This is a genomic window from Bifidobacterium sp. LH_558 (assembly GCF_056356295.1).
The window spans coordinates 246,250-269,621 of record NZ_JBKETZ010000004.1 but is presented as its reverse complement, the minus strand read 5'-3'; the positions used below and the strand labels follow the sequence as shown (position 1 = coordinate 269,621).

17 protein-coding genes are annotated in these 23,372 nt (G+C 62.0%); 5 read left to right on the top strand and 12 right to left on the bottom strand.

The features are described from left to right. Window positions 1–121: 121 nt before the first annotated feature. From AC1AV0_RS07275 to AC1AV0_RS07265, 3 genes are all read right to left on the bottom strand, one after another. The gene (locus AC1AV0_RS07275) at window positions 122–1,441 is read right to left on the bottom strand and encodes an MFS transporter (RefSeq protein ID WP_072725905.1); all 1,320 of its coding nucleotides are present in this window, start codon (window positions 1,439–1,441) and stop codon (window positions 122–124) included. A 124-nt stretch (window positions 1,442–1,565) separates the two neighbouring features. After that, window positions 1,566–4,244, bottom strand: coding sequence for a glycoside hydrolase family 78 protein (locus tag AC1AV0_RS07270; RefSeq protein WP_072725896.1), 2,679 nt, complete (start codon window positions 4,242–4,244; stop codon window positions 1,566–1,568). Window positions 4,245–4,374: 130 nt separating this feature from the next. After that, entirely contained in the window at window positions 4,375–5,682 is a 1,308-nt protein-coding gene (locus AC1AV0_RS07265) for an MFS transporter (RefSeq protein ID WP_072725893.1), read from the bottom strand. Window positions 5,683–6,023: 341 nt separating this feature from the next. Between AC1AV0_RS07265 and AC1AV0_RS07260 the strand changes: the two genes are divergently transcribed. After that, entirely contained in the window at window positions 6,024–7,124 is a 1,101-nt protein-coding gene (locus AC1AV0_RS07260) for a LacI family DNA-binding transcriptional regulator (protein WP_072725957.1), read from the top strand. A 100-nt stretch (window positions 7,125–7,224) separates the two neighbouring features. Here AC1AV0_RS07260 and AC1AV0_RS07255 read toward each other — a convergent pair whose 3' ends face one another. From AC1AV0_RS07255 to AC1AV0_RS07245, 3 genes are all read right to left on the bottom strand, one after another. Beyond that, window positions 7,225–8,262, bottom strand: a complete 1,038-nt coding sequence (locus AC1AV0_RS07255; protein ID WP_072725891.1) for a Gfo/Idh/MocA family protein — start codon at window positions 8,260–8,262, stop codon at window positions 7,225–7,227. 31 nt (window positions 8,263–8,293) lie between these two features. Continuing rightward, window positions 8,294–9,577 carry an L-lactate MFS transporter gene (locus tag AC1AV0_RS07250; protein ID WP_226847394.1) on the bottom strand — a complete coding sequence of 428 codons (1,284 nt, stop codon included), beginning with the start codon at window positions 9,575–9,577 and terminating at the stop codon, window positions 8,294–8,296. 139 nt (window positions 9,578–9,716) lie between these two features. Continuing rightward, window positions 9,717–10,571 (bottom strand): SDR family NAD(P)-dependent oxidoreductase, encoded by an 855-nt coding sequence (locus AC1AV0_RS07245; RefSeq protein WP_094725235.1) that lies wholly within the window; start codon window positions 10,569–10,571, stop codon window positions 9,717–9,719. A gap of 105 nt (window positions 10,572–10,676) precedes the next feature. Here AC1AV0_RS07245 and AC1AV0_RS07240 point away from each other — a divergent pair, with 105 nt between their 5' ends. Beyond that, on the top strand, window positions 10,677–11,504 hold the full coding sequence (locus tag AC1AV0_RS07240; protein WP_072725889.1) for a MerR family transcriptional regulator: 828 nt from the start codon (window positions 10,677–10,679) through the stop codon (window positions 11,502–11,504). A 116-nt stretch (window positions 11,505–11,620) separates the two neighbouring features. Here the strand turns inward: AC1AV0_RS07240 and AC1AV0_RS07235 are convergent, their stop codons facing one another. Continuing rightward, window positions 11,621–13,984, bottom strand: a complete 2,364-nt coding sequence (locus tag AC1AV0_RS07235; RefSeq protein ID WP_072725887.1) for a glycoside hydrolase family 3 N-terminal domain-containing protein — start codon at window positions 13,982–13,984, stop codon at window positions 11,621–11,623. A 121-nt stretch (window positions 13,985–14,105) separates the two neighbouring features. After that, window positions 14,106–14,744, bottom strand: a complete 639-nt coding sequence (locus AC1AV0_RS07230) for a TetR/AcrR family transcriptional regulator (protein ID WP_476572570.1) — start codon at window positions 14,742–14,744, stop codon at window positions 14,106–14,108. Window positions 14,745–14,873: 129 nt separating this feature from the next. Between AC1AV0_RS07230 and AC1AV0_RS07225 the strand changes: the two genes are divergently transcribed. Beyond that, window positions 14,874–15,143 carry a FitA-like ribbon-helix-helix domain-containing protein gene (locus AC1AV0_RS07225; RefSeq protein ID WP_083570222.1) on the top strand — a complete coding sequence of 90 codons (270 nt, stop codon included), beginning with the start codon at window positions 14,874–14,876 and terminating at the stop codon, window positions 15,141–15,143. Continuing rightward, window positions 15,140–15,574 carry a type II toxin-antitoxin system VapC family toxin gene (locus tag AC1AV0_RS07220; protein ID WP_072725883.1) on the top strand — a complete coding sequence of 145 codons (435 nt, stop codon included), beginning with the start codon at window positions 15,140–15,142 and terminating at the stop codon, window positions 15,572–15,574. Before AC1AV0_RS07225 ends, AC1AV0_RS07220 begins: the two co-directional genes overlap by 4 nt. Window positions 15,575–15,784: 210 nt before the next feature. Here AC1AV0_RS07220 and AC1AV0_RS07215 read toward each other — a convergent pair whose 3' ends face one another. Continuing rightward, window positions 15,785–17,008 carry a glycoside hydrolase family 5 protein gene (locus AC1AV0_RS07215; RefSeq protein WP_193057477.1) on the bottom strand — a complete coding sequence of 408 codons (1,224 nt, stop codon included), beginning with the start codon at window positions 17,006–17,008 and terminating at the stop codon, window positions 15,785–15,787. A 276-nt stretch (window positions 17,009–17,284) separates the two neighbouring features. Between AC1AV0_RS07215 and AC1AV0_RS07210 the strand changes: the two genes are divergently transcribed. After that, window positions 17,285–18,490 carry an ATP-binding protein gene (locus AC1AV0_RS07210; protein ID WP_083570221.1) on the top strand — a complete coding sequence of 402 codons (1,206 nt, stop codon included), beginning with the start codon at window positions 17,285–17,287 and terminating at the stop codon, window positions 18,488–18,490. Window positions 18,491–18,609: 119 nt separating this feature from the next. Here the strand turns inward: AC1AV0_RS07210 and AC1AV0_RS07205 are convergent, their stop codons facing one another. The 3 genes from AC1AV0_RS07205 to AC1AV0_RS07195 all read right to left on the bottom strand — a co-directional run bounded on the left by AC1AV0_RS07205 (window position 18,610) and on the right by AC1AV0_RS07195 (window position 23,357). Next, window positions 18,610–20,256, bottom strand: a complete 1,647-nt coding sequence (locus tag AC1AV0_RS07205) for a glycoside hydrolase family 43 protein (protein WP_072725881.1) — start codon at window positions 20,254–20,256, stop codon at window positions 18,610–18,612. Window positions 20,257–20,472: 216 nt separating this feature from the next. Beyond that, window positions 20,473–21,690, bottom strand: a complete 1,218-nt coding sequence (locus AC1AV0_RS07200) for a glycoside hydrolase family 5 protein (RefSeq protein ID WP_476572565.1) — start codon at window positions 21,688–21,690, stop codon at window positions 20,473–20,475. A gap of 113 nt (window positions 21,691–21,803) precedes the next feature. Beyond that, window positions 21,804–23,357: an MFS transporter gene (locus AC1AV0_RS07195; RefSeq protein WP_072725877.1), complete on the bottom strand. Its 1,554-nt coding sequence runs from the start codon at window positions 23,355–23,357 to the stop codon at window positions 21,804–21,806. Between the last annotated feature and the right edge of the window lie 15 nt (window positions 23,358–23,372).

The following is a 23,372-nucleotide window of genomic DNA, read 5'->3' as shown; positions in this document are numbered from 1 at the left end:
CGATAGCTACTGTAGTGCCGATTGAATCATATGCAACCGATGACACACCTCGAATCGCACGCATATGGCAAAGCCCATGGCTGTGACGCTCGCCATCAGCCATGGGCCCGCGCGCGTTGACTTAACGCACCTTGCGGATGAACATGATCACCACGGCGCCGAGCAGCACACTGACGAGGGCGATCGGGAACAGGGTCGCATAGCTGCCGGTGGCCACGACGATCGCGCCGACGATCACCGGGGCGAGCACCTGGCCGACCGTATTGGCGAGGTTCAGGATGCCGAGGTCCTTGCCGGCCTCCTCCTGGCTGGGCAGCACGTCGACGTTGAGCGCCTGGTCGACGGCGATGTAGATGCCGTATCCGAAACCGCCCACACCGGCGAACAGAATCATGCCGAAACCGGTGGGCATGAACCATGGGATGGCGATGCCGACCGCGATGATCACCGAGCCGATGGCCACGATGATCTTGCGGCGGTGCAGCAGGTCGGAAATCGGCCCGGAGACCACGGAGGTGATGATGAGCACGATCATGGAGACGACCGACATCGTGGAAATCGTGGCGGCCGAGTCTTCGGTTGTCTGCCCGCAGTACTTCTGCAGGATGTACAGCTGGTAGCCCTGAATCATCGACCAGCCGAGGATGAGCATCAGGCGTCCGACCAGCGCGAGGTAGAAGTCGCGGCAGTTCTTCGTGGGCGGCACGAACGACTTGAGGATGGCTTTGGCGTCCAGCTTGGCGGCCGTCTCTCCGGCGGCGACGGTCTTCGACGAACGTTCGCGCGGCCAGACCAACACGGTCACGACGCCGGTGATGGCAAACAGCGCGACGCCGATCATGAAGCCCTGCCCCATCTTCTCGATGAACTGCGCTCCCAGGAAGGTGCCCGCAGACTGGCCGACGATCTGCGCGCCACCGTAGAACGCGGAGAACGTGCCGCGAGTGTTCTCGGGAATGCGGTCGGAGAGCACGGCCACGGCCGGGGCGATCATCATGTTCACGCCCACCTGCACGACGGACCAGCCGGCCACGATGCCGAACAGGCCCACGCTTTGCGAGGCGAGCACATAACCGGCCGCGGTGACGACGCCGCCGGCGACGATCCATGGCGTGCGCTTGCCGAAACGCGAGCGCGTGATGTCCGAGAGCGCGCCGAACACGACATTGGCCACGAGCGCGAACACGCAGCCCACGGAGTTCATAGTGCCGAGGATCACCTCAGGCACGCCGATGCCGAGTTCGGTGAAGCGCTGGGGCAGCAGTACGGCCGAGCCGGAGGTTCCGGCGGTCATCCAGATAAGGGAGAACAGCGCGAAACCCACGCCGAAGCGGATTTTGTCACGGCCGCTTAGGGGACGCCCCGTGTCGGGCGCGAGGTTGGAGATGGCAGTCGGAGCGGTTGCGGTTCGAGTCGTCGACGACTCTTCGTTGAGTGTCATAAGCGTTTCCTTCGTTGATTATGGTGAACACGGAATATCGAGAGGCATACGAGGAAAGGGATGGTGCGGGGTGCGGGCGGAGACGTGTCGTCTCGGCCCGCACCTCACGTCCGAAGCCGGAACGTCACCGGTGGAATTCGAGTCGGTGCTCGCCCGCGCCGAGTTCGCGCGACTCGTAGTCGGGGATTTCGACAATCGCCGTGGTACCGACCGGCACGGTGACGGTCAGCTCAAGAACGTCGCCGGCGACCTTCCAGTCGACCGCGGCCTTGCCGTAGGGGGTGACGTGCGAGGTGGAGGCGTGGTCGATGCCGCCGCCGACGCGCGGCGAGACGCGGAATCGCTTCCAACCCGGCTCGATGGCTTCGAGTCCGCCGATGCGCGCGTGCATCCATTCGGCGACCGAGCCCAGCGCGTAGTGGTTGAACGAGGTCATGCCGCCCGGATTGAGCGTGCCGTCTTCGCGCATCGAATCCCAGCGCTCCCATGTGGTGGTGGCGCCCATCTTGACTTGGTACAGCCAGCTGGGGCATTCGGTCGAGGTCAGCAGGTCGTAGGCCTCCTTGTCGTGGCCGGTCATGCTCAGTGCGGGCAGCACGAACGGCGTGCCGGCGAATCCGGTGCTCACCCGTCCGCCGGACAGGCGCACGAGTTCGGCCAGACGGTTGCCGGCCTTGATGAGGCGCACGGGCTCGCCGTCGAGCAGGCCGAAGGCGATGGCCAGCGCGTAGGCGCATTGCGTATCGGAGCTCATGGTGCCGTCGAGGTTCGTGAAGCGGGCGAGGAATCCGGCGCAGACGCGATCGCGCAATTCGGCGAAGCGTTCGGCGTCATCATCGCGGCCGAGGATTCCGGCGATGGCTTGGGCCTGCACGCAGCTGCGGTAGTAGAACGCAGTGGCGACGAGCTCCTTCTCGGTCATCGCCTGGGTGGGGTCGTCCGGCGGAGCGGCCGGGTCGAGCCAGTCGCCCAATTGCCCGAGCACGAAATCCGGCCTGCGGTCCCACACACCGTCATCCGACAGGTAGCCGGCGACCTCGTCGATCCACGCGCGGACCAGATCGTAGGAGTCCTCCAACACTTTCGCATCGCCGCTGTCCATGTACAGCGTCCACGGCACCTCCACCGCGGAGTCGCCCCATGTGGAGATGGCCTGCGGATGCGCCCACGCGCCGAGCGGCACGAACGGCACATAGAACGGCACGGTGCCCCATTTGATTTGGTCGGCGCGCACATCCTTGAGCCAGCTGCCGAGGAATCCCTGCACGTCATACAGGTAGCTGGCGGTGGGCGCGAACAGGCAGATGTCGCCGGTCCAGCCCAATCGTTCGTCGCGCTGCGGGCAGTCGGTGGGGATGGAGACGAAGTTGGATCGCATGGACCATACGGCGTTGGCGTGCAGCCTGTTGAGCAGCGAGTCGGAGGTCTCCAGCTCGCCGGCGCGGTCCATCACCGAATGGTAGACGCGGCATTCGATGTCGTCGGCGGTCAACTCCCCCGGCAATCCTTCGATCTGCGCATAGCGGAAGCCATGCATGGCGAAACGCGGCTCCCACCAGGCGTCCTGCCCGTTGGAGGTGTAGACATCGTGCTGCTGGCCGCGGCGCAGGGTGCGCGTGGCGATCGAACCGTCGGGTTCGAGCACTTCGACATGGTGCAATTCCACCGTTTCACCGGCGGCGAGTCCGCGCATATGCAGGCGGATGCGCTGCGAGCAGTTCTGCCCGAAGTCGACCAGCCATACGCCGCGGCCTTGGGCAGTTTCGCCGACGCGGGCGATGGAGAGCGGCTTATGCTCCTCATGGGCGCGCACCGGCGAGGTTTCGGGGTTTTCGATGTTCGCCGGATTGTAGAACACTTCGGACACGGGCTCCCAGTCGGAGTCGTCGAAGCCGGGTTCGGACCAGCCGGCCCGTTCGAGGCGGGCGTCATACCGCTCCCCCTCGCACAGGTCGGAGCAGACGATGGGGCCGAGCGCGACCTTCCACGTACGGTCCCACGAGTTGGAGTAGAACGCCTCGGTGCCGCCGTCGGCGTATTCGACCTCGAGCTGCGCGAACACGCCGATGTTATCGCCGTAGTAGTTCGCATAGCCGCCGTCGAAGCCGATGCGGCCGCGGAACCAGCCGTCGCCCAGCCAGAATCCCAGCGCGTTGCGACCGGCGGTGAGCGCGTCGGCCACATCGTAGGTCCAGCATTCCACGCGCTTCTCGTAGTTCGTCCAACCGGGGATCAGCGCGTCGTTGCCGACTTTCACGCCGTTGATCTCCGCCTCGACCAAGCCCAGCGCGGACAGGTACAGGCGGGCGCGGACCGGCTTGTCCCGCAGTCCCACTTCGGTGCGCACCAGCGGCAGATGGCGATGGTCGCTGCGGGCCTCCGGCCATGAGGGTCCGACGAAATCGGCCACATGGTCATGCTCCAGCAACAGACCGGCCTCGAAATGCAGCGTCTCGCTGGGCTCTCCCAGCGGCTGGTGGCTGGCCGACACCACCTGCACGGTGGCGTACACCTCTTCGCGGGAGGCCAGCGGCTCGAACTGCCACGGCACCAGCACGCTGTCGGCGACCGGCAGATAGGTCTCCAGCTCGACCGGCTTGCCGCCGGGCACACGTCGGGTGAGCTTGAGCAGGATCTGCGCGTCGGCCGGCACCGGCTTCGCGTACACCCAGCTCATGCGCGGGGCGGCGGTGCCGATGCCGAGCGCGTCGCCGGGGTAATGCTCGACGGTGAAACGGGTGATGGCAAGTTCTCCGGCGGTTACGGCCGGCACGACCTGCGGTGCGTGTGTGGTGGCATTCATGATGACTCCTTCGTCGGCTCGCTGGTGCGATCGTTTCTCACATGGTATTCGTGTTGCGTATGCGTTCCGCCGCTCCGGTCGGGATCGGAACCGTTCAAGGATTCGATCCCGACCGGAGAGGTTGCGAGGTTCAGGCTTCGACGGCCGCCGCGGCCTTCGCCTGACGCTCCTCGTCGGTGCCGTACTTCTTCTGCAGCGCCAGCATCACGGAGCCGGCGATGAGTTCGATGATGACGACGCCCACGAAGCCCCACATGGTGGTTTTGATGACGGCGGGCACCACAAGCGCCGGGGTGACGAGGGCGAACAGGCCGCAGCACAGGCGGGAGAATCCGTTGATGAAGCCCTGGATGGAGGCGCGCACCTCGATGGGGAAGGATTCCTGCGTCCACACCTTGTAGAGGGCCTCGCCGGCGAAGGGGCCGCCGACGTTCATGATGGCGGTGGCGCCGACGATCACCCACAGGTTGGTGCCGCCCAGGGAGAGCATGACCATGGCGGCCAGCGTGATGGCCATGCCGACGAAGAACATCTTGTTGCGGTATTTGCCGCCGGCGATGGAGGCGAAGGCGATGTTGAGCACCAGCGTCACGAAGTTGAGGATGATGCCCAGGCCCGTGGCGAGGGTCTGCGAGGCGTTGGCCTGCACGAACATGTAGGTCTGGAACTGGCCCCAGGTGTTGGCCAGCAGGTTCCAGCCGAGGTAGAAGATCATGATGGCCAGGAAGAATCCGAGGAACATCTTCTTGTCGGCGCCGAACAGCACCTTGACGACGGACACCTTTTCGGTGGAGGCGGCGCGTCCCTTGGCCGCGTCGCGGGCGTCGGCCTCCTCGTGGAAGCGACGGAAGGTCGGCGAGGTCAGACGCCACAGCCATGCCACCACGGCGAACACGGCGAGGATGGCGAAGACGACGCGGCCGCCGGTCGCGCCCGACATCGTGGAGACGAGGAAGGCGCAGATGAAGGAGATGAACACGCCGACCTGCCAGAACACCTGGGTGGTGGAGACGAGGCGGGCGGCCATCTGGTCGTTGGGCGCGTCATGGGAGACGACGGTCATCGACACGGGCAGATCGGCGCCGGAGGCGATGCCCGCGATGATCAGGCCGATAAGCAATACGGTGAAGTTGTTGGCGAAGATGCAGATGCCCGCGCCGATGGCGTAGAACAGGTTGATCCAGTTGAAGAAGGTGACGCGACCGATTTTGTCGGCCAGACGGCCGCCGAACAGGGAGCCGAAGGCGATGGCGAAGGTGAGCACGCCGGAGAGCACGCCGACTTCGGCGGTGCTCAGGCCCAAACCGTTCTGCCAGACGGTGATGGTCGAGGACAGGCCGACGATGATGCCGGAGCCGAGCATCGAGCCGATGCCGGCGGCGACGGCCAACGGCATGTATCCGCCGAGACCCTTGTCCTGCTTTGTTGAAGTATTCATATCTCTTCCTTGCACCTCGTGCTTCAAACCCACTGTGGCTTGAAACGTGAATTGATATTTTCAATTCTGTTCAAGATATTCAATGGTTTTCTCATGAGACATCTTCACGACAACACCATTGTTATTCTTGAATTCTCTTGGTTTCGTCAGGAAAGATACATGAGCCGCCATGCATTTCCCGCTCCACCTTGATAACTATGATTATATTCCCCTATTTTGAAATATTCAAATCAAACTTCACGGCGTGTTGAAATTTTTCAAAACATCATGCGTGATTTCGGCGTATTGTGGAGCATATCGAATATCCCGCCAGCGCGGCGACGGAACAGGAGGACGCGCGTATGCCAGCAACGAAGAAAGTCGGCGTATCGGACATCGCCAAGCATGCGGGAGTGTCCATCGGCACCGTGTCGAACTATCTCAACTATCCCGAACGCGTCTCCGATACGTTGAAGGCGAAGATCAGCGCCTCCATCGCCGAACTCGGCTATGTGCCGCGCCGCGCCATGCCCGTTTCCGCAGCCTCCTCATCGCCGTCCACGCCGCTGGTCGGATACGTGATGACCGACATCGAACATTCCTTGTTCACCTCGATTTTCGAGGGAATCCAAGAGGTGTGCGAGGACAACGGCATGCAGGTGATCGGCGTCAACGCCTTCTCCGATCTTGAGCGACAGCACGAATTGGTGCGTCTGTTCACGCAGATGCCCGATGTGGTCGGCATCATGCTTGCCACCGTGCAGGATCCGACCGAAGACATCGCCATCGCCGACGCGGCGGACAAACCCATCATCCTGCTCGACCACACCTCCCCCATCGGTGAGAACACAGCTTGCAGCGTGCAGGAGAACAATGCGACCTGCGGACGCCTCGCCGCCGAGGAACTCATCCGCTCCGGATGCCGACGTCTGGCGTTCGTCGCACATTCCTTCGATTACGAGGCCATACAAGACCGATATCTCGGCATGCAACAGGCTGTGATGCGAACCGGAGGAGACGCCACGCTTACGGTGATCGATTCCGGCGGCCTGACATTCGATGACGGCATGGAAGTCGGCAAAAGGCTCGCCGTCGAAATCAACAAGGCCCGCGGCAAGACGTCATCCAACACCTCAGACGACCCCACGACCCTTCCCAACAACGGCGACTTGCCGCCGGACGGCATCGTGGCAGGCAGCGATCAGCTCGCCATCGGATTGTCCTTGGGATTGACGGACGAAGGCCTGTGCTCAATCCCCGCGGATGTCAGCGTCATCGGCACCGAGAACGTGCGCAACGAAAGCGTCGGAAACACGGCGATCACCGTCGTCGCCGCCCCGGGCGCGGATATGGGACGTAAAGCCATGATGACGATGCTCGACGAAATCAACAATCCCTCGCATATTCACGGCTCCACCATGCTTGACCCCACGCTGATCCGACGAGCCTCCACACGGCGGTAGCGCAGGCTCGCACGAGATATACAGGGAATATACGAAGCGGCGGGCCGCCCATATCATATGGACGGCCCGCCGCTTCCGCGCGTATGCGCCTATCGCCGGCCTACAGACGAATCATCTCGCCTTCGTCGGCGGCACGCTTGATGGCGTTCAGCACCTCAAGCGACTTGATGGCATCCTCTGGGGTGACCAGCGGGCTCGCCTCGCCGCGGATCACTTCGAGGAAATGCTTGAGCTGCAGGCGGTGCGGCAATCCTTCGCGCACGCCTTGGATCTCGCAGACGAACGGCTTGGTCCAGTCGCTCACGCCGCCGTCGTGGGTGAACAGCTTGAGCTGCGGCATCGACAGCGATCCCTTGGTGCCCATGATGTAGTAGGCGTCGGTGTCGAAGGGCGCGAAGAAGGGATTCTCGCGGGCGGTCGACTCCCAGTTCCACGGGCTGGCCGCCGCGTCGGAGAGGGTGATCGAGCCGAGCGTGCCGTTGGCGAAGCGCACGTTGACCACGGCGGTGTCTTCCACCTCGAAGCCGCGCGCCTGATTGGCCGCCATGCCCTGGAGCTCCACCGGTTCGCCGAACAGGAAGCGCAGCATATCCACGTCGTGCACCATGTTGACGAGAATCGGGCCGGCACCCTTCTGGCGACGCCACGGAATATCGAAGTAGCCGTCCGGCTTGTAGATGCCGTAGTGCACCGACACCGCGACGATGGTGCCGAGCGCGCCGGAGTCGATGATTTCCTTGGCACGGCGGGCCTTGGGATTGTGCCGGCGATGCTGACCCACCAGCACGGGCACGCCGGATTCGCGGGCTTCGGCGGCGAAGGCGCGCGCATCGTCGAGGTCGTCGCTGATCGGCTTCTCCACCAGGGCGGGGATGCCGTGGGCGAGGGCGGCGCGGGCGTTCGCCAGATGCAGATGGTTCGGCGAGGCGATGACCACACCGTCGAGTCCGCCTTCACGTGCCATCTCCTCGCAGTCGGCGAACCATGGCACGCCCAGCGAATCGGCGAGCGCGTGCGCCTCGTCCGTGGGATCGGCGATGGCGGCGAGCGTGGCACCCGGATCGTCCTGGATGTAGCGGATATGGTCGCGGCCCATGGCCCCAGCGCCGACGACGGCGAGTTTAAGTTGTTCGGTCATGATGATTCCTTTGCGTGAGTTGGGTGGGTTCTTAGCGACAGGAAGCGCGCATGGTGCCGGCGCGCTTGACTCGGGCGGCGAGCAGCAGGGCCACGACCAGGCCGATTACGGTGATGACGGCGGCCGCATAGAAGGCGTTGCGGTAGCCGAACACATCGCTGTGCAGGCTGGTCGCCACGCGCGGTCCGATCCACGCGCCGAGCGCGTAGCCGAGGAACATGATGCCGTAGTTGATGCCCAGATGCGTGGCTCCGAAGGTTTCGCCGGTCAACGGCGGGTAGATCACCAGCAGCGCGCCAAACGCGCAGCCCAGCACGATCACGCAGCCGATGAAGAACGGCGCCGATGTGGCGAACGACATGGCGACCATGGCCACGGCGGTGACGACGAGCATGACGGACAGGCAGCGGAACGCGCCGAACTTGTCGTAGAACGCGCCGAACGCCAGACGACCCACGAAGTTGGAGAGCGTGTTGATGGACACGACCATCGCGCCGAACGCGGCGGCGGTCATCGCGCCCACGGAGCCGACCTGCTCCTGCGCGATCGAGGAGAGCGCGCCGACCAGCATGGTGCCGGCGGTCGCGGCCGCGGCGTAGACGAGCAGCAGCACGTAGAAGCGCGGCGTGGAGAGCATGCCCTTCCAGTCGAATCCATCCACGGCACCCTGCGCCACGCCCGGCTTGCTCTCATCGGGCGGAGTCCAGCCGTTCGGCTGATAGTTCGCCGGCGCGGGCGAAACGAACAGCGCGCCCAAGGTGATGGCCGCCCAGAAGGTCACGCCGAGGATCTTCAATGCGGTCGAGACGCCGAAGGTGCTGGAGAGGAAGCTCGCGATCGGCGAAAGCGTGGCCGGACCGATGGCCGCGGCGGCCAGCAGGATGCCCGAGGCTTTGCCGCGGATGTCCGGGAACCAACGCTGCGCGGTGGTCAGCGCCGGATTGTAGACCAGGCCGTTGCCCATGCCGGCGATCAGGCCGTGGAAGAGATACAGCATCGGGATGCTGCCGGCCATACCGGTCAGGAACCAGCCGAGACCGAAAACGAATCCGCCGATCAGCATCACCTTGCGCGGGCCGAACTTGTCGCAGATGCGCCCGGAGAAGATGCCGGTGACGGCCATCACCGTCTGGAAGATCGAATACGACAGGCTCACCTCGGCGGTGCTCCAGCCGTGCTGTTCGCTCAGCGGCGTGAGGAACACGCTGAACAGAGCGATGGAGGCCACGAAGAACATGACCACGAAAGCGGCGGCGAGCACGCCGTAACGGTTGGCCTCTTTGGGCGAGGCTGCGGTTGCGGTTGTCGAAGACACGTATTGCTCCTTGAATATTGGAAAACTGTTGATGATATGAACGCCTGGCGGCGACCACAGACCACACGTCGACTGGACGCCGCCGGTTCCGTAATCCCGAAATCCCGAAATCACGGAATCTCGGGATCGCGGGGACGCTTTAGATCAGTCCGCGCTGCTTCAGCGAGTTGACGGCGAACTGGCGGCGGCCGCCCGGTTTCGGCGTCAGATCGCCCATCATCAGGTGGAAGCCTCCGTCGACGCTGATTTCATCGCCGTTGACGAAGTCGGAACGCGGGCTCGCCAGGAACGCCACGGCGTTGGCGATGTCTTCCACTTCGCCGATGCGGCGGGAGGCGATGAGCCGTTCGCGCTCCTCGGTCACCTTCGGATCGGCGTAGAACGAGGCCGACATGGGCGTCTTCACGAAGCAGGGGCACACGCAGTTGCTGCGGATGCCGAACGGACCCCATTCGGCGGCGAGCATCTTGGAGAGCATGCCCAATCCTGCCTTCGCGCAGGAATAGGCTCCGGAGAAGGTCTCCGGCGAATGCGAGGCGACCGTGGAGATATGGACGATGCGTCCGGACTTGTGTTCCAGCATCACCTTGCCGAAAGCCTGCGAAAGGATGAACGCGCCGGTCAGATTCACGTTGACCACATCGCGCCAGTCGCTCAACGGCAGGTCCTCCAGGGGAGCGAACCGCAGGATGCCGACCGTGTTGACCAGCACGTCCACGGTGCCGAAATCGGCGAGGATCTTGTCTTTGAGAATGGCGACGTCGTCGGCGTCGGAGATGTCGCAGCCGTACCCCTTGGCCTCCACCCCGTAGGTCGAACCGATTTCGTCGGCGAACTGCCGGGTGGCATCCTCGGACACGTCGACCATGGCCAGCCGCGCGCCGGCCTTGGCCAGCTCCCCGCAGATGGCGGTGCCCATACCGCCCACCGCGCCGGTCACCACGCAGACATCTCCCATGATGCCCAGCCAATCACGCTTCTGTTCCGCCTCCATGGCAGATACCTCCTTGTATATATGCGTCACGCCCCGTCCGTCGTTGGTTGGGGCAACATCCGGAATGCTAGACTTTGCCCCAAGGGCAAGGTCAAGGAGGTGCGCGTGGCCGATGATGACGAGCTGCTGACGATCGGCGAGGTCGCCAAGCTGGACGGAGTCACCACGAAGGCGCTGCGCTATTACGACGCGCACGGCATCCTCAAACCCGAGGTCGTGGACCCGCGCACCGGATACCGCTACTACTCCCCCGACCAGGTGTTGGAGCTTGACGTCGTGCGCATCTGCCTGGCGACCGGCATGCCGCTGGATTCATTGGAACGCCATCGTCTGGAGGATGGCACGTTGGATTGGCGTGGGGTGCTGCGCGCCAGCCGCGCCCGGGTGGATGACGAAATCGCGCGCCTGCGCAAGCAGCAGACCAGTCTTAACGACTATTTGGAGGAGATCGTGCGCAAGGCGCAGACCCCCGAAGACGGCGTGGTCTCCTCGGATCTACAGCCCACTTGGCTGGCGGCCAAACCGTGGGCCTATAACCAACCGTTCGCCATCAAACGGTATCTGCGCACTATGGCGGAGCTGCGGAACGCCATGCGCGAGGCCGATGCCACGCCGTTGTTGCGCCGCGGCATCCTCATCGACCATCTGCACGAACGCGCGTGGGCATACCATCAGTTCGACCCGCAGGGCGCACATGACGGACCTTACCGTTTCGACGAGTCGATCACCGTGCTCAATCCCGCGGGAGGACCGGCGCAAAGCATGGCGATCGAACGCGACCGCCTCTCGCAGTGTTTCGACGAGGGTGCTGCCATGACGATGCGCGACGACCCCGAGCAATGGCCCCACGCCACCATGACGGAGATTTGGGGAAGCCGCGCGTCGCGAGGTAGGGTGTCGATCCGCTATTCGCGGCACCGTTGCGCGGTGTAGGAGTTCTAGCACCACCGCTCAGCACTGCACTGGCACGTAAACGAAAAGGGCCGCCTCCCATGCATCGTGACGATGCTGGGAGGCGGCCCTCAACCTTCAACCGACGAATCCGCGCGCTAGGCGACGGTGAAGGTGGCGCGCTTCAGGTCCTCGCGGCGCGACGAATGGCCGATGAGCAACTCGAACTCGCCGGCTTCGACGATGCGGTTGGCCTGCGGATCGACGATGGTGCAGTCCGCGACCGGAATGTCGAAGGCGACGGTCGCGCTCTCCCCCGGCGCGAGCGTCACGCGCTTGAAGGCCTTGAGCTCACGGTCGGTCCAGCTGTAGGAGGTGACGATGTCGCCGATGTAGGCCTGCACGACTTCGGTGCCGGGCCGCTCGCCCGTGTTGGTCAGGGTGACTTCGGCATGCACCGTGTCGGTTTCAGCGAAGGGCTTGGATTCGCTGGCGTTGGTGATCGCCACCTCGCCGTATTCGAAGGTCGTGTAGCTCAGGCCCTCGCCGAACGCGAACGCCGGGTCCTGGGTGAGGTCGGCGTAGCGGTTGCCGTGCTGGCCGCGGATCTGGTTGTAGTAGACCGGCAGCTGGCCCGCATGGCGCGGGAAGGTGATCGGCAGACGGCCGGAAGGCTCGGTCAGACCGAAGATGATTTCGGCGATGGCCTGGCCGCCCTTCATGCCGGGGCTCGGCGCCCACAGGAAGGCGCTCACGCCGGAGTCGGCAGGCTTGTCGATCACACCGTATCCGCCGACCACACTGGCCGGCATCACCTGAGGCTTGGAGCTGACCAGCACCACCACGAAGGGCTTGCCGGTCTCCTTGGCCACGTCAGCGAGCGCGTCGATCAGCGCGTTCTGTCCACCCACGAGTTCCAGCGTGCCGGTGGAGCAGCCTTCGCCGATCAGCTGGATCACATCGCCCACCACGGCCACGATCAGGTCGGACTGGCGGGCGTTGGCCACGGCCTCGTCGAGCAGCGCTTGGTCGACGGGTGCCGCGACGCCGATCTTCGGGCGGGGCTGTCCGTCGGGATAGAACTCGCCTTCGGGGTCGGGAACCAGGTCGATGATGTTCGCGCCGCGGGAGTAGACGACTTCGGCTCCGGCCTCGTCGGCAATCGCTTTGACGCCGTCGAGCACGGTGGTGATCATCTCGCGCGGATGGCCGTCGGGCATCCAGTTGACCTGGCCGGAGTTGCCGGCCCAGTCGCCGAGCTGGGTTTGCGCGTCGTCGGCGAGCGGGCCGACCACGGCGATGCGGAGATTCTTCGACGCCGCTTCGCTCTGCTCAGCATGACGAGGGAGAGAGAACGGAAGCGCGCCATCGTTCTTGAGGAGCGCCACGGATTCGCGGGTGAGTTCGAGGTTGAGTCGCTGATGCTCCTCGGAGCCGATGACGGCCTTGATGCGTTCGGGGTCGGGCAGGCGCGGATCCTCGAAAAGACCAAGACGGAATTTGAGCGCGAGGATGCGCTCCACGGCGGCGTCGATCAGCGATTCATCGAGCATGCCGTTCTTGACGGCTTCGATGGCACCCTCGTAGAACTGCGGCGTGGTCATGACCAGGTCGTTGCCGGCCTTGACCGCGTCGGCGGCCGCATGCGTGTAGTCGGGCTTGACGTGCTGCTCCCAGACAGCGCGGCCGACGTTGTCCCAGTCGGTGATCAGCGTGCCCTGATAGTTCCATGCGCCGCGCAGCTTGTCGCTCAGCAGCCACTTGTTGAAGGTGACCGGCACGCCTTCGATGGATTCGTAGCCGAGCATGAACGTGCCGCAGCCTTCTTTGGCGACGCGTTCGAACGGCGGCAGGAACCAGGATTCGAGCTTGCGGTGGCTCAGATCAGCTTCGGAGGCGTCGCGGCCGCCCTGGGTTTCGGAGTATCCGGCGAAATGCTTGGCGCAGGCGAGGATCGCGTCCTTGGCGAGCGGCTCGCCGGCCTTGGCACCGCCCTGGTAGCCCTTGACGATGGCGGAGGCGAGTTCGCCGATCAGCATCGGATCCTCGCCGAAGGTCTCGCCCACACGACCCCAGCGGGTGTCGCGGCCGATGCACAGCACCGGGGAGAAGGTCCAGTGCACGCCGGTGGTGGAGACCTCTTCGGCGGTGGCGCGGCCCATGGCCTCGATTTTCTCCGTATCCCAGCTGACGGCCATGCCGAGCTGTTCGGGGAAGATGGTCGCGCCCGGCCAGAAGGAGTAGCCGTGGATGCAGTCGTCGCCGATGACTAGCGGGATGCCGAGGCGTGTTTTGGTGTTCACCGTCTCGACGGCGCGCGGCAGGTCCTCGGGGCTGGTGTGCAGGATGGAGCCGACGTGCTTGCCGACGATCAGATCGTCCAGATCGCCGCTGCGGGCGTCGAGCTGCATCATCTGTCCGACCTTCTCTTCAAGGGTCATACGGCCCAGCAGGTCCGCGATGCGCTCCTCGACCGGCAGATCGGGGTTCTTGTAGGGCAGGGTGGCTGCGGTTTCGGTCATTAATGTCGCCTTCCTCGATGAAGATGAACTTTTTAACTACCATTCGGTAATTAAGAGTATACATCACACGCGGCGCGACACACATCAGCGACAAAAAGTCATACCGACGCAGACAGCGGACTCAGCGATATTCATCCCACAGCAGCGAAGGGAAAATCATGCGCTCGAATTCCAGCCATTCGTCATACAGGTCGATGGGCGGCTCGCCGAGCCAGCGCAGTTGGATGCCGTCCATCGATTCCATCGCCTTGCGCACATAGGGGCGCATGGCCCGACTCCACTCCCCCAGCTGCGGCGGAATCGACCACGCGTACTGCGAGTAGCTCTCCCAAATCTGCGTATGGCGCACACGGAAATGCTCATACAACGGATGCGCCGGATTCAACGCCTCGGCCTGCAGCATCGCGAACAACTGGACCATCATGCGACGCCGCGCGTTATGCCGCACCAGAAAACGCAGATAGGCGGGGAACCGAAGATCATCCGCAGCACTGCCCGGCAGCCCCGATTCCATGAACTCCTCGACCGTGCCCGACGAGGCGTAGTATTCCTCGTAGGTCATCGCCAGAAGATTGTCCTTGCTGCCCACATACCGCAGCAGCCCTTGCTTCGAGATGCCCACTTCGTCGGCGACGTCCTGAATCGAAATGCCATTGAAACCGCGTTCGCTGATCAGCCGCACCGACGCGTCCAGAATCTCACGCTTGCGCTCCTCAGGCGACTTGCGCACCCGCTTTCCGCTATTCTCCGATGTAGGCATACTACGCAAGTCTAGCCAATCCTCCACACCACGACGTGCTTCACGTTTTTTGAGTGTGAAGCACGTCGTGAACGTCTAAGAAATCCCACCTTTGATATCATTGTGATATCAAGACTAAGGAGGGGCATTATGACCACATCACTGCTGATTCGCAAGCTTCCCGAAGACGTTAAAGAGACTCTGGCCAAGGCGGCGAAAGCCAACGGCCGCTCCACCGAGGCGCAGGCGCGTTCCGTGCTCGAGGAGTTCGCCGCCTCATGGGTGGCCCACAAAGCTTCGGATTGGGAATTCTTCGAACACATCCGCACTGAACTGCTTGACGGCGGCATCGACGAGGACGAATTCCAGCCCATGCCTCGAGACAAGAACGAACAACCAAGGCCGGTGGATTTCGAATGAACAACAAATCACGACCTATTCTGGTCGACACGAACGTTATCTCGGAGTTCTACAAACCAACCCCCAATCCAACGGTGATTGCATGGTTGAAGCAGAACGATGGGGCCTACATATCGTCCATCACCATTATGGAAATGATGTACGGACTATGGCGCATGCCGCAAGGCGCAAGACGTTCCGTCATGGCCGAAACCATTAAACGAACCATACGAAACTATGAGAACCGTATTCTGACTTTTGACCGCGAAGCCGGCATACGATGCTCTCTTATCCGAGCCGATCTGGACGCACACGGCCATCCTGTCGGCTTGGCCGATGCGCAGATCGCCGCCATCGCCCAAGCCAACAACTGCACCTTGGCCACACGCAACACCAAGGATTTCCAGCACACCGGCGTTCCCCTCATCAACCCGTGGGAGCCCGCCGCATAATCCTTCGCAGATGAGACAATCGCCAACACAAAGTCATGCCGCCGGCGTCACGGCATTGGAATTCAGCAGATCAACACAAATCAGTAATTCCTGAATCATTTCGCCGGAGAACAATCGAGTCATCGGCCAAGGTTGATTAAATGGGTCTTCATATAAGATTTGAGCGGGCGCAAACGCATGGCACAGGTGATGAACTTTGCGATTTCAAGGTTACTCGCGAAAAAGAGTCAAGCGATCACAAATCCCAGCTCGACGATCAGCCATCCAACCATTGCGCCAGACGCGGGTGAGGTCCCAAGCTTCGAAATCGACCTGTTTGCGACGAGTGCAGTCGTCGCCACCGGAGACGTCGCGCACCAACTGATAATTCCAGTAGATCTGCCCGGCGGAGACGTTCCATGCGCGCAATTGCAGCGCCGCAACCTCACGGTAGGCGTCGCGCATGCGTCGTTCGCGTTCGGAGATTGCGTCAACCGAATCGTCGACAACCACACCAGCCTCACCACACGACGCGGCCCACCGGTTTTCAATGCACCATTCGCCGACCACCACAGGCACATATCTCGCCGCGCGGCGGATCATCAGTTCGTTGAGTTTCACGAACAGCCGGTACGCCCACATCTCATGGATGGGCACGAAACTCTCCATCGCGGCGATATAAATATGCGTGTCCAGCATGACGCGCCGCATACCTTCACGTCGGAACCAGTTCCCCCAACGATTCAGACGGAATCCGTCATGGAATACGATTACCGTCTCAGGGCGCAGCACAGAACGCAACCGTCGGTATGCCTCCCGATAGAACCGTTTAAGGAACCGCATCGACACATGGCCGCTACCGTACGCCTCGCCCATGCTTTTCGCACGTCCCGTCGAAGGCGCGGTGCGGTAGACCAGCCAACTGATCGGCTCGTTGAGCACTTCGACGCCATACAACGCGGGATCATCGCGATAGCGCTCGGCAAGACGAGTCAACACACTGAGCGCGAATTCCACGGCGCGCGGGCTACGACTCCACCGGCACACGCCCGTCAGTCCGCCGTTGTCGTATCCGTTCTGCGATCCGGGCACCGTATGCAGATCGAGCAGCACTTTCAATCCGGTCTCACGCGCCCATGCGAACGCCTTGTCCACATATTCGATGCAGCCCGGATGCCCGGACACATCACCGAATACGAAGTACGGCACCGGCAGACGGACCAGATTGTATCCGCGCGCGGCGATGGCCTGAAAGTCCGCCAGCGTCACATAGGTATCGCGATGCTCACGTAGCACCTCTTCCAAACGAGAGGCCGGCATGGTGCGATGCATCCAGATTTCGTCGTCCTCGCCGCTTTCCTCGAACAAGGACGGGGACATCCACCGCTCCAACACCAGCCAGTTGCCGAGGTTCACGCCGTTGATTTTCTCGTCACACCCCAGCACCATGCTCATCCCTCTTTCTTCGCAGGAATGTCCCGATTCTATAATGCGCCCCTGCGATGTGGCACTTTCTTGGACATACAGTGCGGCCATGTTCACATGTCACAACAAGAAACGCCATTTCCGCCACACTTCCCGGCACAACTCGTCACACTGCCACCGACATCAACAGACGGCACGACAGAAAAGAAATCTTCATTCCCCAGCAAATATGGGTTGAATGAAAACATTTTTTCATTCTGCCGCCTATAGAGTATAATTGAAAAAAGATTTTACTTTGAGAGGTGCATGATGATCGAGCGGCCGCATTACCTGGATATGCTGAAGCCTTGGAAAGACAAGGACGTCATCAAAGTCATCACAGGCGTGCGACGCTGCGGCAAATCCACACTGATGGAACTGTGGAAGCGTTATCTGCAGGAGCAGGCAGGCATCGACGCAAGCCACATCATTCATATCAATCTCGAATTGCTCGAAAACGAGCCGCTTCTGGAGTATCACGCGCTCCACAATGAGATTCTGAGCCGATGCGCCGACGATGCAATGCATTATGTGCTGATCGACGAAATCCAGAATGTACCGGATTTCCAGAAAGCCGTCGACAGCCTGTACGTGCGCCCCAACATCGACCTGTATATCACCGGGTCGAACGCCAATCTGCTCGGCGGCACATTGGCCACCCTCCTATCCGGCCGATATACGGAGATCTCGATGCTGCCGCTATCGTTCGCCGAATATCTCACCACGCCCACAAACACCGAGACTTCCCAACAACGTCGGTGGTCGAACTATATCCACGATGGCTCGTTTCCTGCGGTCAATGAGCTGGACGGCAACGACAATCTCATACACGATTACCTCGATGGCGTGCTCAACACCATTCTGATCAAAGACGTTTCGCAACGCATCAACGCGAACGCATCATTGTTGCGGAGCTTGGTGGTGTATCTGTACGACAATATCGGCAATCTAACCACGCCTCGCAACATCGCAAACACGTTGACCTCGTCGGGGACCAAAGTCTCCACCCCTACCGTCAGCGCTTATCTGGAAGCGCTGGAATCGGCGTTCGTGCTCTATTCCGCGGATCGCTACGACGTCAAAGGCAAGCGCATCCTCAAACGGGAAAAGAAGTATTACGCGGTCGACATGGGATTGCGCCGCATCCTATGTTCGAACAATGTTCGCGACACCGGCAGAATCCTCGAAAACATCGTATACCTCGAACTGCTTCGCCGCGACAAAGAGGTATTCGTCGGGCAAGGACCCACAGGCGAAATCGATTTCGTCACCAATGGCCCGCAAGGACGACGGTATTGGCAGGTCTGCGAATCGGTGAACAATCCGGAGACTCTTGAACGCGAATTGTCGTCATTCTCCTCAATCCGCGACAACTACCCCAAAACCTTGATCACCCTCGATGACGTACGCCCCACCTCGCATGACGGCATCCAGCAGGTCTATGCGCTCGATTGGTTGGCCGCGGACAAGTAGATATATCAAGAAAACTCGTTTGGTCGAACAACCACAAGAAAGCGCCGCCCGCGACGATTGATCGTCGGGAGCGGCGCTTAGGTGCGGCCGGTCAGAAGACGGGCACGCTGACAGCCACGTCAGGCGACGGGCTTGGACTCGTCGGCCCTGTAGTCGAAGAAGTCGAAGTCGGCGGTGCGCTCGTGCAGCGAGGCGTCGGTGACTGCCACGCCGACCATCGTGCCGGTGAACTCGCCGAACTTGCAGTACTCGTCGGAGAAGGTGGTGGTGTCGAACTCGGGTCCGATCTTGGTCCAGTTCTCACCGTCGTAGCCCCACTCGAACCAGGTGCGGCGGCCTTCGATGTTCAGGCGCATGTAGATCGCGCGATCTTCGACGGCCACGCGGGTGTCGAGCATCTCGGTCTTCTCGCCGTTCTCCAGGCGCACCAGCGAGATGGCGGCGCCGCCGAGCGTCTCCGAATAGTACTTGCGCAGGAAGATGTTGTTCATGTTGTCGTAGTAGATGGTCAGGCCAGCGGAATGCTGGTAGACCTCCGGAGAGAACTCCATCTTCGTGGTCACCGTGGCGTACACGCTGGTGAGCTTGCGGGCCACGAGGCTCGTGCGGTTGAGCGAGGCCAGCGACTCCTGACCTCGCACGCGCAGCCAGCCCGGACGCTCGGTCACATTCGCGAAGGTGGTGGGCATGAGGCGCGGCGAATAGTACCAGTTGCCCAGCTCGCCACCGTCGAAGTCGTCGAACGCGGGGATTTCGGGCATCGGCACGTCGGGTAGACTCGGCTCCTCGACCTCCGTCTTGGCGAGATTTGAGCCGTCGGCCATACGCAGCCAGCCGTCCTCGGTCCACGTCATCTTCTGGATGGCGGTCTCACGGCCGAGCGTGCAGCGCAGTTCGGGCGCGAACGGACGCGAGGTCAGATGCACCAGATAGGTCTCGCCGTTCGGCAGGTCCACGTAGGAACCATGGCCGGACTTCTGCAGCACGGAATCCGGGTTGTAATAGCGGGGCTTCAAGTGGTCGTCATCCGCGCGCTCGTTGGATTCGACCGGCTGCGAGGTGACGATCGCACCCTGCGGATCCGGCTCGTACGGACCCCACACGTTACGCGAGCGGCCCATGGTGACGGCATGGTTGTAGCCGGTGCCGCCCTCGGCGCACATGATGTAGTACCAACCGTCGCGCTTGGTCAGATGCGGGGCTTCGATGCAGCCGCGGTCGGTGGCGCCACGCCAGATACGCTTGGGGTAGCCGACCACATGCTGGGTTTCGGGATCGTATTCGACCATGCAGATCACGCCCGGCTTCTCGTAGCCTTCGCGCGTCTCCCATTCGAGCGAGACGATGTACTTCTTGCCGTCGTCGTCATGCAGAATGGACGCGTCGAAGCCGGAGGAGGTGAGGTAGACCGGCTCGCTCCACGGGCCTTCGATGCTCTTGGACTTGATGAGGTAGTTGTCCACGTCGAAGTAGCGGGCGTTCATGGAGTTCATCACGCCGTAGATCACGTAGAACATGTCCTCTTCCTCGTTGTAGGTGAGGCACGGTGCCCAGATGCCCTTGGCGGACGGCAGCTTGGTGAGGTTCGGCTCGGTGTCGTCGGTGAGCACGTGGGTGAGCAGCTCCCAGTGCTTCATGTCCTTGGAATGGTAGACAGGGATGCCGGGGAACCATTCGAAGGTGGAGACGGCCACATAGTAGTCGTCGCCTTTGCGGCAGATCGCCGGGTCGGGATTGAAACCTTTGAAGATCGGATTGAGCAGCATTGCGTTTCTCCTTGGGTTGTGTGATTGGTTGCGATGGTTTTGGTGTCCGCTGGTGGTTGCGACAGTTGCGATTGTTTAGGATGGTGCGGTGTCCGCCGGTGGCCGGGATGTTCTATTTATGACACGCTCCGGGCCGCTCAGGCCAAGTCTTTACGGTCCTAAACAGAACATCCCGACCACCGGCTCGTTACGTTTTGCGAGCCGGATTCGTCCCGACTAGTTGCGGCCGGAGGGGGTGGGGAACCAGTCTTGGGCGATGCAGCGGCCGAGATCCCACGAGTCCCAGCCGATCCAGCCGGGGGTGTTGACGGTGTCGGTGAGCAGCTTGTAGTTCCAGTAGTAGTAGCCGGAACCGTGGCTCCACGCTTCGAGCTGGCTCTTGGCGACGCCCTGGTAGAGGTCGCGCTTCTCGGCCGGGGTGAGCGCTTCGACCTGCGCACCTTCCTCGCCGTTGAGCACGCTCTGTCCGCCGTGGGTGTCGACGCCGCAGCCGACCGAGTTGAACAGGCACCACTCCCCCACGATGACGGGGAAGTATTCGCTCATCTCCTTGATCATCGGCGCGTAGGTGTTACGCACGAAGTCGTCGTAGCCTTCCACGGTCTGCGGGCAGCCCATCATCTCGGCGGTCATCAGGTACTGGTGGGTGTCGAGGATCACGTTGACGAACTCGGGCGCGAGCTTGCCGTCCTCGCCGCGCATGAAGTCCTTCCACTGCCAGATATCGAAGCCGTCGTGGAACACCACGGCCTTGTCTTCAGGCAGCGCGCCATGCTCGGCGTCGCGCAGGCGATGGTAGGCGGTGACGTAGAAGTCCTTGAGCCAGTCGAATTCGATCGGGCCGGTGCCTTCGGCGAGTTCGGGGTCGACCGCCTTGTAGCGTTCCGTCACGTTCATCATCGGCCAGGATGTGGTGGTGTTCGGTTCGTTGATGATTTCGATGCCCATCAGGGATTCGCGGTTGCCGTAGCGCTGGGCGAGGCGTTCGAGCACGGTGAGTACGAATTCCACCTCTTCGGGCAGTTGCGCCCACTTGCACACGCCGGAGATGCCGCCGTTGTCGAATCCGTTCTGGCTCATCGGTGCGGTGTGCAGGTCGATGAGGATGGTCAGACCGTACTTCTCGGCCCAGTTGAAGGCCTTGTCGAGCTCTTCGATGCAGCCGATGAAGGGCGCGCGGTCGCCGAAGATGAAGTACGGCACGGGGATGCGCACCGAGTCGAGTCCCCAGGACTTGATGGTGGCGAAGTCGCGTTCGTTGATGTATTCCGCGCGGTGGGTCTTGATGCGGGCCTCATAGACCTCCGGCGAGAGCTGGGTAGGCAGATAGTATTCGTCATCCGCGGTGGTGCCGTCGAACAGAGCCGGGTTCATCCACTTCTCGAGGACGAGCCAGTTGCCGAGGTTCACGCCGTTGATGTACTTGATGTCCATGTGCACTCCTTCGTACTCGTGTGACCACTTTTCTATTACCTAGTAATCACTTAGTTATATGATAATACATTCTTAAGAAAGCGCAACTTCGCCTGCGGGAGCGTCGTGTCGAATCAGCCCTTGGACTCCTCCATCCGCAGACGCTCCTCCGGGGAGATCCACTCGCCGCCGGCCGCCTCCACCGCGGCCTTCTGCGAGGCGACGATCTTCTCCTGATCGGCCTTCACATGCTTCTCAACCCCGAGGAAAACCATCAGCACCGCGATGATCGCATAACAGACGATCTCTCCACCGAGATAGGTGCCGGTGAGCACGGCCTGCACCGCTCCGCTTTGCTCGGCGAGCGAGGCGTCGTACCCCCCGGCGACGAGCAACGCGTTGATGATGCCGTTGCCGAGGCCCGTCATGCCGACCATAATCGAGCCGTACACCGACATGGTGAACCCATCCGAACGGAAGCCGTTCTTGGCCTCCAAATGGTCGAGCACATCGGAAAGCAGAGCGAGCGTGACGTACATGGCGGGAATCGAACCGATGCCTTTGAGCACCACGCCCGCGCACACGATGGTGAGGTTGTGCACGTCAAGGAAGCTCACCGACCCACCGATCACGGAGATGACGAGACCCGCGACGATGGCGTTACGTTTGCCGAGTTTGCTGGCGATCGGCCACGCGATCAGCATGCCGACGGCCGTGGGCACACCGCCGATCAGACCGAGCAGGCTCATCACGGTGCCGGCGGAGGCCTCATCGGTCACACCGTCGAACATCCAGCGCGAATAGTAGCTCATCGAACCGTTCTTGAGCATGCCGGAGAACTGGAAGAACACGAAGTACAGGATGATCAACCACCAATACGGCTCGCTCACGCAGCTGGCGATCTGCTTGCCCAACGGCACCTTTTGCTCGACGATACCGAGCTTGAGGTTCTCCTCGGTAATGCGTTCACGGGTGAAGTAGTACTCGATCAGAATGCCGACAACAGTGACCACGCACAGGGCGATCATCAGAATACGCCAATGGTTGTAGCTGGCGACGGTGTCGATCGACCCGTCGGTTTCCACGAACAGCCAGCTTTGCAGCAGCATCGGCACCAGAATGCTCGCGCCCACGCCCACGGCGGCCACCATCGATGCGTTGGAGAAGGTGCCGAGAAGACCACGCTGCTTGGAATCACGGGTGGAGAGCGCCACAAAAGAACTGTGCGAGGCGTAGAACAACGGGTAGGCGACCGCGTAGTAGATGTTGTAGCTCAGCGCGATCCACACCATCTGCACGACGGGGCTCGCCGTGTATGGGTCGGACAGCAGGAAAACGATCGCCACCAGCAGCAGCGGGGCAGAAATCAGCAGATACGGGCGGGCCTTGCCCTGGGAGGTGCGCGTGTTGTCGATAAGGCGGCCGACCCACAGGTTGCCGACGATGACGAACACCACGGAGACCATGGGCAGCAGGCCGGAGAAGACGCCAAAGCGCTGGGCGTCGGTCCAGCCGAGCACGTCGGAGTAGTAACGGTTGAGGTAGGAGCCGAAAATCGCGTTGGAGATGAAGGCCAGGAACGGGCCGACGAGATAGCCCAACACGGCTTCGGGAATCTTCACGTCCGCGGACGTGACGCGCGTCGCGACAAGAGGCGAGTCGAAGAAGCGCTGCAGTTTGGAGGTCATGATCGCAAAGTCCTA